The sequence below is a fragment of the Zoogloea sp. GDB6 genome, from assembly GCF_056724105.1.
The window spans coordinates 3,835,039-3,853,745 of record NZ_CM161497.1 but is presented as its reverse complement, the minus strand read 5'-3'; the positions used below and the strand labels follow the sequence as shown (position 1 = coordinate 3,853,745).

General features: G+C 60.9%; 9 protein-coding genes. All 9 read left to right on the top strand.

Going from position 1 to position 18,707, the window contains the following annotated elements:
- The first annotated feature begins 109 nt into the window (after positions 1 to 109).
- Positions 110 to 2,026, top strand: a complete 1,917-nt coding sequence (locus AC1PQG_RS17455) for a glycosyltransferase family 2 protein (protein WP_481119086.1) — start codon at positions 110 to 112, stop codon at positions 2,024 to 2,026.
- 166 nt (positions 2,027 to 2,192) lie between these two features.
- Entirely contained in the window at positions 2,193 to 4,433 is a 2,241-nt protein-coding gene (locus AC1PQG_RS17450; RefSeq protein ID WP_481119085.1) for a glycosyltransferase family 2 protein, read from the top strand.
- A 26-nt stretch (positions 4,434 to 4,459) separates the two neighbouring features.
- On the top strand, positions 4,460 to 5,668 hold the full coding sequence (locus tag AC1PQG_RS17445; protein WP_481119084.1) for a glycosyltransferase: 1,209 nt from the start codon (positions 4,460 to 4,462) through the stop codon (positions 5,666 to 5,668).
- 57 nt (positions 5,669 to 5,725) lie between these two features.
- A complete protein-coding gene (cysC, locus tag AC1PQG_RS17440; RefSeq protein WP_481119083.1) occupies positions 5,726 to 7,192 on the top strand; it encodes an adenylyl-sulfate kinase in 1,467 nt (488 codons plus the stop codon).
- A 127-nt stretch (positions 7,193 to 7,319) separates the two neighbouring features.
- Positions 7,320 to 11,786, top strand: a complete 4,467-nt coding sequence (locus AC1PQG_RS17435; RefSeq protein WP_481119082.1) for a glycosyltransferase family protein — start codon at positions 7,320 to 7,322, stop codon at positions 11,784 to 11,786.
- Positions 11,783 to 13,273 (top strand): hypothetical protein, encoded by a 1,491-nt coding sequence (locus tag AC1PQG_RS17430; protein ID WP_481119081.1) that lies wholly within the window; start codon positions 11,783 to 11,785, stop codon positions 13,271 to 13,273. Before AC1PQG_RS17435 ends, AC1PQG_RS17430 begins: the two co-directional genes overlap by 4 nt.
- 20 nt (positions 13,274 to 13,293) lie before the next feature.
- Complete coding sequence (locus AC1PQG_RS17425) at positions 13,294 to 13,881, top strand: hypothetical protein (RefSeq protein WP_481119080.1); 588 nt, start codon at positions 13,294 to 13,296, stop codon at positions 13,879 to 13,881.
- A 42-nt stretch (positions 13,882 to 13,923) separates the two neighbouring features.
- Positions 13,924 to 15,246: a polysaccharide deacetylase family protein gene (locus AC1PQG_RS17420; RefSeq protein ID WP_481119079.1), complete on the top strand. Its 1,323-nt coding sequence runs from the start codon at positions 13,924 to 13,926 to the stop codon at positions 15,244 to 15,246.
- Positions 15,243 to 18,698 carry a glycosyltransferase gene (locus AC1PQG_RS17415; RefSeq protein WP_481119078.1) on the top strand — a complete coding sequence of 1,152 codons (3,456 nt, stop codon included), beginning with the start codon at positions 15,243 to 15,245 and terminating at the stop codon, positions 18,696 to 18,698. The genes AC1PQG_RS17420 and AC1PQG_RS17415 overlap by 4 nt, the downstream gene beginning before the upstream one ends.
- The last annotated feature ends 9 nt before the right edge of the window (positions 18,699 to 18,707 follow it).

The window sequence follows — 18,707 nt, the reverse complement described above, 5'->3', positions numbered from 1 at the left end:
AGGGGCTTCGGCCCCTTTTTCTTTCGTTTGTCTGCCCACCAGGCGGGATGATTTCCTGCTTGGGCGGGCGGTTTCCGCATACAAGGCGGGCCAGTGGGCCGAGGCCGCCTTGTATGCGGAAACCGTCTGCCGAAGGACGCCGCGCAGCGACATCGCGGCGCTCCTGCGGGCCAAGGTGCTGGAGGCCTGCAGCCCGTTGCGGGCGGCCGCGGCCTGGTACGCGGCCTGGCGGGTAGCGCCGGCCAGTCCCTTACTGCAGGATGGTTTGCTGCAGGCATGGCTCGCTGCAGGAGAGCGGGACGCGGCGGTGTGCCTTGGTCCGGTATTCCTGCCCGAACGTTGCCGGAATGGGACGCAGGCGGGTCTGCTGCCGTTGTTACATGCTGCCGGGCTGGGAGCATTCGGCGCCTGCTGGAAACAGGGCGAGGACATCGAAGGCATGGTGTTCGCCGCTGCGGGGGCGGGGCCAACCCGGCGTCTGCTCGTGTCCGATGGAACGCGTCAGCAGGTTTTCGACGTGCCGGCGAACGGGCAGCGCTTCCGTATTCCGTGGGGGGCTGCGGCGGGCGTGTGGTCGCTAGCCTTGGTGCCGGATGCCGCGGGTGTTTCGGTCACCTCGGGGCAGCTCCTGCAAGGCTCGCCGCTGTCCTTCGTCCCGGCGCCAGTGACCTTCGAAGCCGGTGCCCGCGAGCGGGCCATAGGAGCAAGAAAAGCACAGGGGCATGCGGCGCTTGGCATTGTGATCCCGGTGTATGGCAAGCTCGACTTGGTCAGCCGTTGCATTGACAGCGTGCTGGCCAGCCTGCCGCACAATCGCTGCTCGGCGGAAATCATCGTTGTGGACGATGCCAGTCCCGATCCAGCCCTGCGGAAATGGCTGGACCGCAAGGCTGCGGCGGGACGCATACGTTTGCTCCGCAATCCTTTCAACCTTGGTTTCATCGGTGCTTGCAACCGCGGCATCGCAATGGTGCCTGGGGATGTACTCTTGCTCAACGCGGATGCGCTGGTCCATGGCGACTGGCTGGACCGTTTGAGCGCTGCCTTGTACAGCGCCGGCGACATCGCCTCGGTGACGCCTTGGTCCAACAATGGCGAGATCAGCAGCCTGCCCGATATTGGTGTGGCAGCGCCAGCCCTGGATGAGGCGCAATTGGCGCGAGTCGATGGCATCGTTGCGGCTGTCCGTGATGCGGGGCTGACGGCTGAGCACGAATTGCCGACCTGCTGCGGGTTTGCGATGCTGATGCGGCGCCGGGTCATTGACGAGATCGGTGGGTTGGATGACGTGGATCTGCGGCGGGGTTACAACGAAGAAGTGGATTGGTGCCTGCGCGCACGGCGCGCCGGCTATCGGCATTTGCTGGCGTCAGGCGTGTTCGTTGCCCATTCGGGTACCGCGTCCTTTGGTGACGAAAAGATTCTGCGTGTCGTCCAGAACAAGGCCGTGCTGGCGGCCCGCTATCCGGATCATGAGATGGAATACGCCCGTTTCCTGAGCGATGACCCCCTGGCCGCCATGCGGCAGGTGATTCTCGAGCGTCTGTGCGGGGAGGGGGCCGACTGGTATGCGGATCGAGATGAAGATGCCAGCCTGCTGGATGCGCCGGGGGGACCAGAAAAGTCGGACGGTGCGGAAAGCGTCCCGCCTTCTGCTGTGCGCTGGATTGCGGTACGCCTGGAAGCCGACGATGCCGTGGGTTATAGCAAGACTCTGCAATTGGCCCGCTTGATCGCCAGCCGATCCACCGAAGGTGAGCCGCCCTTCGCGCTGCTGTGCCTCGGTCTTGGGACGGAAGCCCTGTGGCGGAGCAGCGTGGTGAATGTGCTTCCGCCCGAGCCCGATGCCCCGAAGTGCGTGATCCCTGACAGCTTGCTGAGCACCTTGCTGCACTGCACGACGGTGCTGGCCAGCCCTTCCTGTCCCATAAGCGGTTGGGAGGAGATCGTCCGCCTCGACGACCGATTCGATCCAGCGGCGTGGCTGGCTGCACGCCATCCGGAGTCCTCCCTTTCTCCTGCCTGAGTTCAAACACTTCCCGATGACATCTCTGGTTCCATCTGGCGCTCAACCGTCGAGTGTTCCCGCCCCTCGCTGGCTGGGGGCAATCGAAGGTATCCACGAAGGCATCGTCCACGGTTGGGCCGTAGACCTCATGCGTCCCGATGCGCGGGTCGTGCTTGAGATCTGTATGGACGACGAGGCGGTTGGGGCGGTTATCGCCGACGTGGCGCGCAGTGATCTGTCCGATGCGTTCCTCAAACTGGGAGAGATCGCCCCCCGCCTGGACTCTTGCCACGGTTTCGTGACCGATCTGGGGGCACTCGCCCTGCGTGGCAGTCTGTCCATCCGGGTGGCCAACACCGACCATGTCTTGTCCGGCGCGCTGCCCATCGACACTTTGAAGGCACCGCCGGCCGTGGCTTTGAATCAGGTGTTCGGCGATGGGGGGCTGCGCCTGCACGGTTGGGCCATCGATCCCGTCGATCGGCGGCGCGTGGTCGGGGTCCGGGCATTTCTTGAACACCGCTGCCTGGCGCAGGCGCGGGCGGAGCGGGAGTTGCCGGTCTTGCGGTCCAGACAGGTGGGCGCGCGCGGTTTCGAGCTGGATCTTCCTCCCGATCTGGCCGATGGGCGTGTGCATCAGGTGCGTGTCGTCGATGAAAACGGGATCGCGTTGAACGGAAGCCCGGTAAGCATCTGCTGCCATGCCCAGGGCGGGCGGCAGTTGCTGACGATGGCAGAGGCCAGGGACGGGCTCTTGGGGGCCTTGGTCGACGGTTATGAACGCCACTGGCCGCGATGCATGGGGATGACCTATTACCGCGAATGGTCGGCGCTGTTCGAGGAGCTTGCCGAGCCGCCGGTTTTCGAGTCGGCGCCGTGCATCGGCGTGTTGGTGGTGTCCCGTGATCCGTCCGTGCCTGTAGATGAGACGCTTGCTTGCCTCGGCCGCCAGACAGGGAATCTTCGGGTTGTCGTGGAGCGCGTGGACGATGGCTGGACGGATGCGGTTGAGCATGCACTGGGCCGTCTGCTCGAAGCCGGCTGTCACTTCATCACGTGCGTGCGTGCCGGTGACCGCTTGCGGGATCATGCCCTTGGGAAGGCGCTGGAGGGCTTCGTCTCACCGAACGTTGCCATTGTCTACACGGACAGCGAGGCGGCAGATCTGCCCTGGTTCAAGCCGGCGTGGAACCCGGAATATGCACTAGCCAGCGATTACCCGCTGGAATTGATGTTGATGCGTCGTGCGATCGCCGAACGCGCCATTGGCGCAGGCTATGCGGCGTCCGATTCGGCGGCCCTCCGTTGGCAGGCCCTGGCCGCTGTATGGGACATCGCCGATCATGCCATTGTGCATGTGCCGCGCGCACTTTATTTATTCGAGTCTGCGCTGAGCGAGGCGGAGCAGGCGGCTCGGGCAGCGGCCGCAGCCGAGGCGCTGGGGCGGGTCGAACCGGCGGCGACGCTTGTGACACAACCCCAGCCGGGGGCGGGCTTCATGCCGCGCCGTCTGCAACGTTTGCCGCAGGCGGCCGACGGCCCCTTGAAAGTCAGCGTGATCATCCCGACCCGGGACGGCCTAGCGCTGTTGTCCCGTTGCATCGACAGCCTGTTTGCCCACGCCGGAACACTGGACGTGGAACTGATCGTGGTGGACAACGGTTCGGTCGAAGCGGAAACCCTGAGCTACTTCGAGGAGATCCGGGCTCGGGGCGTACGTGTACTGCCGATGCCAGGGCCGTTCAATTTCTCCGCGCTCAACAACCGGGCCGTGGCGGAGGCGAGCGGCAACATCCTGTGCCTGCTCAACAACGACATCGAAGTGCTGCACGAGGGCTGGCTCGAGGAACTGGTCGGTCAGCTGATGCGTCCGGGCGTCGGGGCTGTGGGCGCCAAGCTGCTGTGGCCCAATGGCATGGTGCAGCACGGCGGGGTGGTGCTGGGGATCGGTAACGTGGCCGGACATTATGGCAATCGGCTGACTGACGGCGACTGGGGCGATCAAGGCCGCAATCAGTTGCTGCAACGGGTCAGCGCAGTGACCGCCGCCTGCCTGCTGGTGCGCAAGACGGACTACCTGCGGGTCGGCGGCATGGACGAGGTGGCCTTCCCGGTTGCCTTCAACGACGTGGATCTCTGCCTGAAGATCCGACGCCTCGGCATGGCCATCGTGTGGTCGCCCTATGCACGCTTGCTGCATGCGGAGTCGGCGTCCCGTGGTCATGAAGACACACCCCAGAAAAGGGCCCGTGCGGGGCGTGAGGTGGATATGCTGCGACGTCGTTGGGGCGATGTGCTGTTCCGCGATCCGGCCTATCATCCGAGCCTCAACCTCGATGTCCTCAGCCAGGTATCTGCCGGCTTGGCGATCCCGCCACGCTCCCGGCTGCCCCGCAACGGCTGTCTCGACCTCCGGCAGAACTGAAGCTCCTGGAGCATCCGAAAGAAGCCATGAATATCCTGTTCATCCATCAGAACTTTCCGGGACAGTTCGTCCATCTGGCCGCTGATCTGGCGAAAAGTGGGGAGCACAAGGTGATTGCGCTCTCGATGTACGTCAATCCGGTCCCTGAGGGAGTGACGCTGCGCCCCTACCAAGCGCTGCGGGCGCAAAGCGAGCGCCAGCATCCCCTGCTCAAGGATCCGGAGGCCAAGATCATGCGGGCTGAAGCCTGCGCGGCTGCGGCAATCCAGTTGCGCAACGAAGGCTTCGTGCCGGATCTGGTCATTGCCCACCCGGGGTGGGGCGAGGCGCTGTTCATCAAGGATGTCTTCCCGAAAGCCAGATTGGCGGTCTATTGCGAATTCCATTACGCCGCAGAAGGGCGCGATGTCGGTTTCGATCCGGAGGAGCCACCCTTGAGTTTTCCCCAACGCTGCGCGTTGCGCGTCCGGAATATGGCCAATCTGCTAAGCCTGGAAGCGGCCGATCTGGCCTTTGCGCCGACAGAATGGCAGCGCAGCACCTATCCAGCGCCGTTTCGCGAGCGGATTGCCGTGATTCACGATGGTATCGATCTGGCCCGATTGGTCTATCGGAAGGGCGCAGTGCTTCGCATCGCCAAGGGTGATGGCTTGGGTGAATGCGTGCTGCGGCCGGGGGATGAGGTGCTGACCTACGTGGCGCGAAACCTTGAACCGGTGCGGGGCTTCCACATGTTGATGCGGGTGCTGCCCGAGGTGTTGCGGCTGCGTCCCGAGGCTCATGTGGTGATCGTTGGTGGCGATAGGGTCAGCTACGGACGGAGGCCGGAAGACGGTGGAAGCTGGAAGGATGCGCTGCTGAAGGAGGTGGGGGCCAGCCTCGACCTTGCGCGTGTGCACTTTGTCGGCAACGTGCCTGAAAGCGTGTACCTGGACCTGCTCAGCATCAGCAAGGTTCACGCGTACTGGACGACGCCCTTCGTGTTGTCCTGGTCCTTCATGGAGGCCGCGCTGGCGGGTGTGCCGGTGGTGGCGTCGGATACGCCGCCGGTGCGGGAGTTCGCCCAGGCCTTTGGTGCCCAGCTGGTGGATTTCTTTGATCGGGAAGGCTTCGTGCGGGAGATCGTGAAGCGGCTCGCGGTACCCTGTGACCTCCGCAAACCGCGGAAACTGAGCCGGTTTTCGGTGCCGCATTGTGTAGCGAAGCAAAAGAAATATCTCGGTATTGCAGACTGATGCGTGATGGCCCGAACGGGACTCCTCAGACGGATTTCTTCAACCTGAGCGTGCTTGATGAGTGACATTTCGAAGGCATCCATACAGTTGTCCGTGTGGCAGGTGCATGATATGAAGGACCGGTGCATCCATGTCGCCTGTTGTGGCGGTGACGCGATGTTGGCTGAGCTTGCGCGAGAGGGGATGGATGAGGCATCGCTGATTGACCGGAATGTCGAGATACCTGACATTCTCAGCTGGATTGTCGCGGCAGACGTGCTGCTGCTCGCGCTGAATACTGCGGATGGACTGGTCGCTCCGGCGTCTCGCCTGATTCCACTGGCCGGCATGATGGGCGCGGCTCGTGTCCTGGTGGTGCTTGCCGATGGGGGCGCGGACCCGGAAAGGGAGGGCCGTTTCCAGCGCTGTCGGGACGAGGTGCTGGAGTGGGGGCGCGTGTGGCGCATCGGTGTGCTCGACGTGCTTCCCCTTGTTTCGACGCTCGAGGGCTGGATTGTGCCGGCGTGGCATGCCGGACCAGGCCTCATCGATTGTCTGCGCGCGTATCGGCCGCCGGTCGTCGATGGGCGGGATGCGTGCGCGCAGGTCCGTTCCGGGGAGCAGAGGGGCGATGCACCGTCACCTCACTCCGATCAGTTCGAGGCCCGGCTGTTATGGCTCGTGTCTCGCGCACCGGTGCTGGGGCAGGTGTATCGTCTGCGCCTGGCTGATCAGGAGGTGGGGGCCACTGTCACGACGATCAAATTTCGGCATGACCTGCATGGTGGCGCGCGACTGGTGGCCCGAGTTCTGGGGCAGGACGAGATTGCTACGGTGAATGTCTCGACCAAAGAGTCTGTGATGTTCGATCCGTATACGGAGAATGCTCTCGAAAGAAGCTTCTGTCTGTTCGACGAGGCCTCGGGGGATTGGGTGGGCGCGGGCATTATCGATTTCGCTCTGCGCCGTGACAGCTACATCCACTGGCAGCCCCTCGAATTGAACAAATGGGCTCGTGCCCGGTTAAAGAGCCAGACGCCCTGCTGCGTGTGGCTGACCGGCCTGTCCGGTGCGGGCAAGTTGACGATCGCCAGTTCGCTGGAGCAACGCCTTCATGCCGAAGGTCGTCATACCTATGTGCTGGACGGGGACAATGTCCGCCACGGTTTGAACCGCGACCTCGGTTTTACCGAGGTTGACCGGGTCGAGAATATCCGGCGTGTGGGGGAGGTCGCCAGGCTGATGGTGGACGCGGGGCTGATTGTCATCGTCAGCTTCATTTCCCCTTTTGCCAGTGAGCGCCAAATGGTGCGCGGTCTGTTCGAGGATGGGGAATTCATCGAGGTTTTCGTCGATACGCCGCTCGAGGAATGCGAGCGCCGGGACGTCAAAGGTCTATACGCCAAGGCACGCAGCGGAGCCTTGAAGAATTTCACCGGAATCGATAGCGCTTATGAGGCACCCATCGCGCCGGAGGTGCATTTGAGGGCAGGGACGCTCGCAGTGGAGGGCTGTGTTGACATTATTCGCGAATGGCTGAAATGAGCATTGGCGGCGGAGCTTTTCGTACAGACTCTCTTTTTCTGGTTTTTCAGATTTTCGGAATGCTCTTAGGGATCGGGCAGACTCCCGATCCCTTCGTTTTGTCTAATTGAGTGTAAGGAACAGCAGAATGGCAACTCCCCGGAAGCCTCGCAACAAGCAGGGCAGTGTGACTGTCGTTGAGGCCAAGCCCCCCATGTACCAGGGCTTCCTGGAAACCATCGGTGACAACTTTCTTGCCGGCTGGTGCTGCGACATGGCGGAGCCGACGCGGCGCGTGGAAGTGGAGTTTGTCGTCGATGACGCCGTAATCGGTCGAGTCCATTGTGATCGCATGCGTGATGATCTGATCGCCAACCACATTGGCGACGGTTATCACGGTTTCATGTGGGTGGCGACGGAGGAGGCTCAAAATCTGTTTTGGCGGGCGGAGGCTAGAGTGACCGGAACGGACATCATTCTGCCCCGTATGGTTGCGGCGCCGAGTGAGGCTCCCGTGGTTCTAGGGGGGGGCAGTGAGGAAACGGCCGTACCCGAGGCTGACGTCGTGTTGCCGAATGAAGGAGTCGTGACTGGCGGTGCGATCGTGATCGACGGTGTATGGGCGGCGGGCGTTAGTGGTTGGATTGCTGAAGCAGACGCAGAGCGCACACTTAACGTCAATTTGTATCTCGATGGCCGTCTGACGAATACGGCGCAGGCCAACTTATCCCGCGATGACGTGGCAGAACTCGGGCAGTGGCCAGGCAAGCATGGTTTTCTGGTACCGGTGACGGATGCATGCTTCGACGGCGGCGGACATGTGTTGGAATTGGAAGTCGTTGAACTCTGTGAGCGGGTGACGGTCGTTGAGGGGACAGCGGGGCTTCGGGTGCTCAAACATGCTGCCTTTCAAGTCGAGTGCGGCTTGGTTAGTGGACGCATTGATGTCCGCGAGGTGCCTGAGTATCGCGGTAGACTCGCCGTATACGCGGATGGCGAACTGATTGGTAGTGTGCCAGTGACGCAGTCGGGTCAGGGGAGCTTCGATTTCAAGATTGAATTGCCGCTTGATTTGTCCGATGGTTTAGAGCATCACATCCGCGCGATCCTGACCGACTCTCCTTATTGTCTTCGCTCAGCGGATGGCCGAATTGGATTGGCTTACCGTAGCACGCTTAAAGGCAAAATGGATCGACTCGATGAGAATGGCATCGAGGGGTGGGCATACGACATCGAGCAACCTGACAGTGTGATCACGTTGGAGGTGTACGATGGTGCATCACTAATTGCGCGAGTCGACACCAACATCGTGCGTAGCGATGTCAACAAGAGTTTGGGTATCGAAGGCGCACACGGTTTTCTGTATTCCTTCCCAGCCTATCTATACGATGGTTTGGCTCATCAGATCTCGGTGCGGTTCAATGGTCAAACCCTAAATCGTCGTTTGACGCAGCCATTCCCGATATCCCTTACGCCAGCGCATCTGGCTGCCGTGCCGATGGGTAAGCGTTATGCGGGGTGCGTGGACGGTGCTACCCATAGCGTGGTGCACGGATGGGTTTGCGATACGTTGCGACCGGACGACCCCGTGACCGTCGCGATCCATGTGGACGGTGAGTGTATTGGCTACACTCGCGCCAATCGCTTCGAGGCGCGCTTGCGCAACGGGTGGCGGAGCGGTCATCACGTATTTACGATGCGTTTGCCACTGCGCTTGATGAACGGCAGGAAACGTCACATTAGTGTCGTGGTGTTGGAAAGCCAGTACGAGTTACCTAACAGGCACGCGTCCGTCCTGTTTCCGCTCGTTGATTATTTCGGTAGCCTGCCAGATCAACTGCCCGAACAGCAGTTCAGCTATACGCCGCCAGCGCGACGGTGGTTGGCCGAACCGGCTATGCAACAGCCGCTGGAAGAAGTACAGGCGGGCGATCCACTTATTTCCATCATTACACTCAATTGGAATGGCGCCAGAGTGTTGCGCGAGTTCCTGGCCTCGTTTCGCCGTGTGAGTTTCAAGCACGCCTACGAAATTATCTTGCTCGACCATGGGTCGAGTGATGACAGTCTGGCGGTGGTGGCTGAGTTTGCTGATCTGCCGCTGCGCCTGATCGAACGTGGTGCTAATTATTCGTTCTCGGCTTCGAATAACTTTGGGGCGAGGCTAGCGAAAGGCAAGTACCTGGTGTTTGCCAATAACGACCTGGTCATGCTGCACGATTGTTTGGCGCCAATGCTGTCCCACCTAGCAAGTGCTGATGTGGGAATGGTTGGTTTGAAGTTGCTTGAACCGCTCAGATTGGGGGCTGAGCAGTGGGGTTACGTCACGCATCACCAGAGTGTGCTCTTCCCTGGATTTGGCGTGCTGCCGGGAGCAAACAAGCGCTACTACGTGCCGATGGAGCAGGGGGAGCAACTCACGGCTGATCTCGCTGCCGTTTACCATGTACCGGTCGTCACGGGCGCATTGATGATGTGCCGTGCAGGGGACTTTGATGCTCTGGGCGGTTTTCATGAGGGGTATTTCTATGGAATGGAGGATGTCGACCTGTGCCTGAGCGTAACCTTGGGCTTGGGGAAGAAAGTCATCAGTGACACTTCGGCCGTTGCCCTGCATAACCGTAGTGCCACACGTGAGTCCAAGCTGCAGGTGTCTGAGCGCGAAAAGATGTATAACGCGCGGATTCATGCAGGCAATCGTAGTTTGTACATCTCGCGCTTTGCGCGCCATTTGACGCGCCGTATCCTGCGGTCGCTGGTGGCGGGTGAGGATTTCTGGCGTGCTACCCCATTACGCGTAGGCTTCGTTGTCTCAGAAGCGACTATGGCTACGTTTGCGGGTGATTTCTTTACGGCGGTCGAACTGGCTGAGGCAATGCGTCACGTATACGGTTGGGAAACCGTGTTCGTACCGAAGCGCACATACAACCTGCCCGGCGTTGATGTACTCGTCGTTATGCTCCATGACTACCAGATCGAGAAGGTGACTGAAGCCAATCCTGGACTGGTGACGGTGGCGTGGGCACGCAACCGGATGGATGAATGGGTTTCGATGCCATACTTCGATGCCTACCAGCTGATCTTCTGCTCCTCGCGTAAGGCGATTGACTACGTCAAGGAGCAGACCGGACGAGACAGCGTGTTACTGCCGATCGCCACGAATGCCCGACGCTTCCGTCCGCTCCCCCCCGCCAGCTATCACGCCAGCGACGTCACGTTTACGGGCAGTTATTGGTTGGATAAACGTGAGGCCATCGATCTGCAGGATCTGTCTGCGCTGCCCTATCAGTTCGCGATGTACGGCCATGGTTGGGGAGAGCACGAGAAGTGGCGTCATAACTGGCGCGGTGCTGTGCCCTACACACAGATGCCGGAAATCTACTCTTCGGCCAAGATCGTCCTGGATGACTCGCATCCGGTAACCCGCGAATGGAATTCATTGAATTCCCGGGTGTTCGACGCCATCGGTTGCGGACGCCTGGTTTTGACGAATTGCGGCGGTGGTGCAGCGGAATTGTTTCCTGATCTCCTGCCGACCTTCTCTACAGCCGAGGAATTGCAGCAACTCCTCCAGCGTTACCTGGACGCGCCGGAGGAGCGTGAGGCCCTGGCGACGAAACTGCATGCCGAGGTGCTGGCCCACCACACCTACGACAATCGGGCGATGACCTTCCGCGAAGAGTTGGTGCGCTTCGTCAATAGCAGCCTTCGCTTTGCCATCAAGATCGGTGTGCCGAATGCGGAAGAGCGCGAAGCATGGGGTGATTACCACTTTGCACTGGGTATCAAGCGCGCCCTTGAGCGGCAGGGGCATTTTGCTCGCATCGATATCCTGCCTGATTGGGATGGTGGCCTGACGGCGGGGGATGACGTCAATATCGTGCTGCGTGGCTTGTCGCTGTACAAGCCGCAGCCGACGGCAATCAACCTTATGTGGCTGATTAGTCATCCTGATGATATTACTCTTTCGGAATGCCAGAGCTATGATCACGTCTTCGTTGCATCCGTGCCCTATGCGGAGCGCCTGGCTGGACGGTTGGGCGAGCGCGTTTCGCCGCTTCTGCAGTGTACGGATCCAGAGTTGTTTTATCCGGACAGCGACGAGTCGCTGGATATCAAAGATGTCATTTTCGTCGGCAATTCGCGTGGTCAGCGGCGCGAGGTCGTGCAGTACGCGCTCGATAGCGGGCTGGATTTCGACGTGTATGGCGGAATGTGGGACAACATGCTGCCAACCGGCTGCCTCAAGGCCAAGCATGTACCTAATCAGGAATTGCGCCGCTATTACTCGACAGCCAAAGTGGTGCTCAACGATCACTGGCCGGATATGCGCAGCGAGGGTTTCATATCCAACCGCATTTACGATGCCGGTGCATGTGGCGCTGCTTTGGTGACGGATGACATGACGGCCTGCCGAGAGCTGTTTGGCGACGCGGTGTCGTATTACGACTCGGCGGAGAGCCTGTGTTCGACCGTTGAGGGCTTGCTGGTTGACGCAGATGCGCGTGCTCGGCGCGCCGCCGCTTTCAGTGAGTTGATCCGCCAGGAGCATACGTTCGATCACCGTGTGGCTGAAATCCTGGTTAGGGTGAGCGAATTGAATCAGCCGGGATGAATGGCGCAGACAGGGGGGCACGGTATCTCGTTGTCGGGCCCGCCAAGAGCGGTACGACCGCGCTAACCTATGCAGTGGTTGAGGCGGTCCGGGCTTCGACGGTGATGTTCGAGGAGCCGCCGGAAGCACTGGAGCGATTGCCGGCAGGTGGCGTCGCGAAGGTGCTGTACGACCATTTCGACGAGCAGCGCTTGTTGCGCGGTGCGGCGTTCGTGTCGCATCGCATGCTGCTGGTGCGCGATCCGCGCGATCTGTTCATCAGCCGTTTGCTGTACGTCGTGAGCTCGCGCCGGGAGTGGCTGGGAGACGAGGCATTGATGCATCGGCTGCTGCGCATGCTGTGGGACAAGCAGCAGTCCCCGGAGGATGTCAATCTGCTGGATGTCGGTGCCCTGCTGTTCGGGGATCGGCAGGAAGCCGTGTGCTGTTTGATGGGCCCGATCGAGCGTTACGCTGGCTTTCTGTCCGCGCAGCATCAGAACTGGTGTGTGGTGCGCTATGAAGACTTCGTGGCAGGTGAATTGGCATCGTTGGAAAGCTATCTGGACCGGCCAGTAGGCCATCGTCCGACCATCGATCCGCAGTACCGGCGTGTAGCCCGCAGTTGCAGTAGCGGTAACTGGCGGCATTGGTTGAGCAGTGACGATCTATGCCATCTGCGCCAAGATTTTGCCCCTTTGGTTGAGGTGTTCGGCTATGGGGACGACTGGGAGTCTGCATCAGCACCGCAGATTTTACCGGCTCATAGCTGGGGCTATATGACCAGTCTGATTGAGGAGCGCCGCCGCTTTTTCGGGCTGCCTTCACTCACTCTGCCCGAGTGGTTGCTTGCCGCGCGTGGGCAGCGCCCCTGCTCGATCTGTGGTGCGCTGTGCTTCGATGCCGGGCCGCGGGGCCGCCGGGCATTGAATGGCAGCTTGCCGCATTGCCGCCAGTGCGGTTCGCTGGAGCGTCATCGCGCCATGTTTGCCGTGGCTCAGGCGCTCTCCGCCAGCGGGCCGGTAAAACCGCGGATGTTGTATGTGAGCGAAGCGCCGCTTCCCGGGGCGGCGTTGTGGGGGAGCCCGAGACAGGTGGCCAGGGCCTGTGCGGTGGAGGGCGAAAGCCGTCAGGATCTGATCGTGCTGGACCATGGGCTTGAGCTGGCGCGAGATGACGTTGCCGATTTTGCGACGTTGGCGGGCTGCCTGAATGACGGAGGCGTGATCGTGGCTGACCTCGGAAACCCGCTGGGTAAGCCACGTACTGTTGAGGTCAGGCAGGCCGAGGGCGTCTATGGGGGGCCGCGTCATTATGGTCTGGATGTGGCGCAGCGTTTGCGTTGCAATGAACTCGGCTTGTCGATGCGTGTGCTTGTTGTTGCAGATCCGGGCACCGACACCGAATTAGCGCTGCACGTGTTCTCGCGGGGAAAGCATGTGCAGCATAGTCTCGGATTGAAGTTCGCTTCAATCATCGACGGTCGCATCGTGGCTGCGCCAGTGTGATTGCCAACAGGGGCAAGATAGTGGATTTTGAATTGCTTGAGCAGCATTATGCCGCGACTTATGCAGTGCAGGCCCAAAGGGTACTGTGCATCGGTACCCGCCAAAACATGGCCGTGCCCTATCAGGCGGCGAAGTCCGTGTTAGTGATCGATGCTTTGGCGTCTGCATTGCCATTGCCAGTCGAAAAAGAGTCAATTGATGCGCTGTGTGTACAGCGCGATGTCCTTCAGGTCGATCTGCTATGGTTTTTCATTCCGGAAATGTTGCGCGTGCTGTCGCCCACAGGAACGGCGTTGTTGATTGTGCCAAGCCCCCCATCTGCGATGGCGGGTGAGCAGGCGGCGGCAATGCTGGCGGACGTGCTAGCGGCCCAAGAGACGGCCTGTCGCTTGTTGGAATGGTTTGAACTGACGGGTCACTCCGGCACTGTTGTGCTGGTCATCGGCCCTCCAGGGGCGGTTGGGCGGCTCGCGCCGTATTATCCGGATGCGCATCTCGTGTGGTCGGCGCCGTTGCTGACTGTGAGGGGGGCTTCTCTGCGCTGCAACCTCTGCGGCGGCCAGCGCTTCTTGCCAGGACCAGGGGGCCGTATCGCCTCAAATGGTTGACCGCCGCGCTGCCAGGAGTGTGGTTCGCTTGAGCGGCATCGCGTGGTGCAGAAGGTGCTTGCTGCTCTGCAGGCCGGCTTCCTTGGAGAGCGGAGTCTGCTGTTGGTTGGGGATACGACCGGGGTGCCAACAGCGTGGTTTGGAAGTGTTGACCGTGTCAGCTTAGAGGACGTAGCGGCGGCGCAGATACCGCATCATTATGGTGCCGTCATTGCCTGCCACGTACTGGGGTTTGTGCGTGACGACCGCGCGGCCTTTGACCGCCTGTTGGACACGCTGCTCGCTGATGGTTGGCTGATGTGTGTATTTCCCGATGCGCTGGAGCAAGACATTAGCATCGACGTGGAGCATCCCCCTCTTTTCCACCGATATGGGCGTGATGTGATTGCACGGTTCGACTGTATGGGCAGCGAGCTGCACGTGCTGGAAATCGAGATGCGTGATCCGGGGAGTGGAGTGCAAATGGCTGCTCACATTTACACGCGGGAGCCGCGGATCGTTCGGCAGATGCAGCGCTGGCTGGGTATGGATGAGGGCTTTCGGGTTCGTGCGCAGATGCAGCCCGAACGGCGCGGGGCGACAGCAAAGGACCCGTTTGCCCCCTTGAGAGCAGAGCTCGAGCTATGGCAGGCAAGCGGACGCAGTTGCCCGTTCTGGTGGCGGGACGACGATCTGGTCTGTGCCAGTCCGGAACTCAACAAAATGGCGCTGTTGGCAGCGGAGGCTCGTGTTCCTGTACTGGCGGCCGTGATTCCGGCTCATACCGATGGCCGTCTGGGGGAGGATACGATGGGCATGGCTGAGCTGAGCTTTTGTCAGCATGGTTATGCGCACAAGAGCCATGTGGCTGCCGGTGTGCCGAGTAGCGAGTTCGGCAATGGGCGGCAGCTTTCGGAGGTGGCGCGGGAAATCGCGGAGGGCCGTCAGCGCCTGCAGGGATTGTTTGGTGAGCGTTTCATCCCGGTCTTCGTCCCTCCGTGGAATCGCATCGCCGCTAATTTTATCCCGCTACTGGAGGAATACCGGTTTCTGGGGTTATCACAACACAGGGATGAGCCGTCTCTTCCCGATTCAAAGTTGATCACCGTGCATTGCGATATAGAAATTCTGCTCTGGTCGGCTGCATCCAAGGCGACGTGCAAGCCGACTCAAACTCTCGTGCTGGAACTCGTCAAGCGGTTGGCCAAACTGCGTACCAATGCGATGGAGCCCGAGCCCTTGGGGGTGCTGACCCATCATCGCGCGATGAAGGATGACGCCTGGTTGTTTATGCATACGCTGTTTGCTGTTACCGCTGAGTTTTCCGTTGTGCGCTGGTTACCGGCTGCCGAGATATTTTCAACCGTGCGTAAGGGTGTTGCATGACGGGGCGCCATGAGGAAGTGACGGCACTGTTGCAGGCCCTGCCTATCGACATCGTGCCGCTGTTGCAATGTGGAGTGCTCAACCCGGAATGGTATGCGGCCAGATATGATGGGCCGCATGATCGTCTCGACATGCTCAGGGAGTTTTTCCTGGATCCTGAGTGCCGGGCCTATTCGCCCAGCGTGTACTTTGACTCCGATTACTATCTTGCACGGAATCCCGACGTAGAGGCTGCGCGTATCAATCCCCTCGTGCATTACGTGATGCATGGGGAGGCTGAAGGACGGTGTCCCAATCCCTTGTTCGACCCGGCCTTCTACAAACGGGCGATGAGGGAGCGGGGGCTACCCACGCAGCAGGGCACGATGCTGGCGCATTATCTGAGGGAAGGTCTGGCGCTCGGGCTGCCGACCTGTCGGGATTTCCACCCGCAGCGCTACCTTGCCGCATACTCGGACGTGGCTGTCGCGGGAGAAGAGCCGCTGGCCCATTTTCTCACGTACGGCTGGGGCGAAGGGCGTAGTGGCAACGGTGTGGTAGGCGCGGGAGTGGGTACCGCCACGCTCCAACCCCGCGCCGAAGCGCTGGGTGCATCGCTGCTGGGGCCGGCATTGCGTGCGCCGGTGGCTGCGCCCCGCCCCTATGCAAGCCAGGCATGTCCGTGGATCAGTGTCGTGGTGCCTTGCTATAACTCGCCGCCGGATCATCTGCGTGCGTGTATCGACTCGGTATTGGCGCAAAGCCATCGCAATTTCGAGCTGATAGTGGTCGATGATGCCTCGCCGAAGCAGGAACACCTGCCATTACTGGAGCAGTTCGAGAGGGAAGGCATCAGTGTGGTTCGTGCGGCCCGCAATGGCGGGATTTCACGGGCGAGCAACCTGGGGGCGGCTCGCGCCCGTGGAGAATGGCTGCTCTTCCTGGATCACGATGATCTCCTCGACCCCGGGGCGCTCACGGCTTTGGAGGAGCGCAGTCTAGCGGTTCCCCGAGCGCAGTATATTTATTCCGACTGTGCCCGGATCTCGGCCGGCGGGGAAATCCTCGACTATCACTACAAGCCGGACTGGAGTCCGGAATTGTTGCTCACCTACATGTATGCGGGCCAGGTGTTGTGTCTGCAGCGTGAGCTGTTTGAGCGCCTGGGGGGATTCGACCATCAATTCGATGGATGTCAGGATCACGATCTGGCGCTCCGGGTGGCCGAAGCGGATGTCCAGGTCGAGCATATCGCCTCTGTGCTGTACTACTGGCGGGCGATTCCGGGGTCAACGGCGCTTGCCGCGCGCTACAAGGACTATGCTCACAAGGCGGCCCGGCGTGCTATCGGTGCGTCACTGAAGCGGCGCAAGTCATCCGGACGGGCCAAGGCTGCGCCGTGGGCGGCGTCCAGTCGATCGAATTTCTTCCAGATCGGTTTCGGTGATGGCGGGCCGACAGTCACCATCCTGATCCCGACCCGGGACAACACGGCCATGCTGGCGCGCCTGCTGGATTCGATCCGGCAGCGTACCCGCTATCGCAACTATCGGGTGCTCGTGCTGGCCGACGAGGATGTAGGGCCGGACACCAAGTTGGCGCTGGAAGGGCTCGACGTACCTTTGCATTGGGGGCGCTTCCTCGACCGGAATGGGCGCTTCTCTTTTTCGCGCAAGATGAACGTCGGGGCCGCGTTGGCGGAGACGGAATTCGTTCTCTTGCTCAACGATGACATGGAGGTCGTCAGCCCGAACTGGTTGAGCGACATGGTGGGTATGGCGCGTTTGGCCGGTGTAGGCACGGTCGGGGCGCAATTGTGTTATCCGGATGGTTCGCTGCAGCATGGTGGAGTGACCGTCGGCCTCGAGGGCGGTCGTGCCGGGCATGTGCTCAAGGGGCTGCCGCCCGGTAACGAGGGGTATCTGTCTTATCGTGCAGCCACGCGCAATGTGTTCGGTGTGACCGCTGCCTGCATGCTGGTACGGCGCGCACTGTATCAGGAGGTGGGAGGCTTCGACGAGCACGATTATTCACTCGCATACAACGATGTCGATTTCTGCGCCCGCGTCTCCAAGCAAGGCTTCCGCCATGTCTACGTGGGGCACGCGGTTCTGTTGCACTATGAGGGGGCAACGCGGCAACGGCAGGACAGGCTCGATGAGGTGTTGCACTACACGGCGCAGTACGGAGCAACCCGCGACCCCTATTGGAGCCCGCACTGGGACGCATCACAGGAGGCTCCCTATCCGCTGCGTGCGATGCGGCGGTCGAACAAGGGGGGCGAGCCGGTCTTCTATTCTCACAATACCCAGTTGCAGGGTGCCACCAAGGTCCTGGCCGAGTTGGCTGTGCATTTGGCCGGCGAAACCGGCTCACGCTTTTACATACCGGAGGGGCCGGTCGCTTACCGGCGCCTGGATGAACAGTTCCGCCTGATGCGTACGGCGGGAATCGTCGCCCAGGCTGATGGCATCGCCGAATTGCAACATCGCCTGCGTGAGGTGGAGGCCGAATTGCTTGCGGCCAGTCCCAGTTGCGTCTTCTGCAATACCTTGTTGTCGGTGCTTGTGGTAGTGGCCGCGGTCCGCTTGGGCTTGCCGGTGGTGTGGATCATTCACGAATCTGAAGGGCACGATTTTTTCGATGGCTACGCGGAGCAGATCAGGCACTACCTTCTGCCTTTTGCGATGACCCAGGCCGACCGCGTCGTGTTCGTCTCTCAGGATTGCCGCAATCGCTACAGGGAATACGATCTCGCCAGCAACATGCTGGTGATTCGCAACGGTTCAGTTCCGGCCGATGTCGCGTTGCTGCGCCGTGATCGTCACATGCTGCGGCGTGAGTTGGGCTTGCCTGAGTCCGGTCGTATTGCGCTGTCGGTGGGGACCTTGTGCGAACGCAAGGCGCAGGTGAGGCTGGTGGAGCTGGCGCGCGAACTGGAATGTCGTCGCATGTTGTTGGATTTGCATTTCGTGGTGCTCGGTGCCGACAGTGGCGACTACCGTGCCCAGATGCAGGCCCAGGTGGACAAACTGGGGTATTACCGCGACCGTTTTGTCTTCCATGATGTCGTAGACAACCCCGCGCCGTTCTACTGTGCCGCCGATCTGTTCATGATGACGTCGAATCGGGAAGCTTATCCGACGGTGCTGACCGAAGCCCTTGCCCATGGCTTGCCGGTGTTGACCACCCCGGTAGAGGGCGCTGCCGATATCGTTTTCAACAAGGCGCTGGGCAGTATCGTCCCCTTCGAAGACATCGAAGGATGGATCGTCGCCCTCCAATCATGGCTTGAGGGCGCTTCGTCCGCTCAGCGGGCGAGCTCGGTGGCTGCTGCTGCTGCACTCCCGGCATGGTCCCAGGTGGCCCAGCAGTATCGAACGATGTTGTCGGGCATTCTGGATGGCTCGTGCCGAGCCCTCTGTTCCGCTCTATCTACAGTGATCATGCCTGCAGCGGATGGCGGGGAATAAAGGAATTAA

Coding starts and splice junctions, on each gene's coding strand:
- AC1PQG_RS17450 (WP_481119085.1), top strand. CDS start 2,193: ATGGACGACGAGGCGGTTGGGGCGGTTATCGCCGACGTGGCGCGCAGT.
- AC1PQG_RS17415 (WP_481119078.1), top strand. CDS start 15,243: ATGACGGGGCGCCATGAGGAAGTGACGGCACTGTTGCAGGCCCTGCCT.
- AC1PQG_RS17430 (WP_481119081.1), top strand. CDS start 11,783: ATGAATGGCGCAGACAGGGGGGCACGGTATCTCGTTGTCGGGCCCGCC.
- AC1PQG_RS17435 (WP_481119082.1), top strand. CDS start 7,320: ATGGCAACTCCCCGGAAGCCTCGCAACAAGCAGGGCAGTGTGACTGTC.
- cysC (WP_481119083.1), top strand. CDS start 5,726: ATGAGTGACATTTCGAAGGCATCCATACAGTTGTCCGTGTGGCAGGTG.
- AC1PQG_RS17445 (WP_481119084.1), top strand. CDS start 4,460: ATGAATATCCTGTTCATCCATCAGAACTTTCCGGGACAGTTCGTCCAT.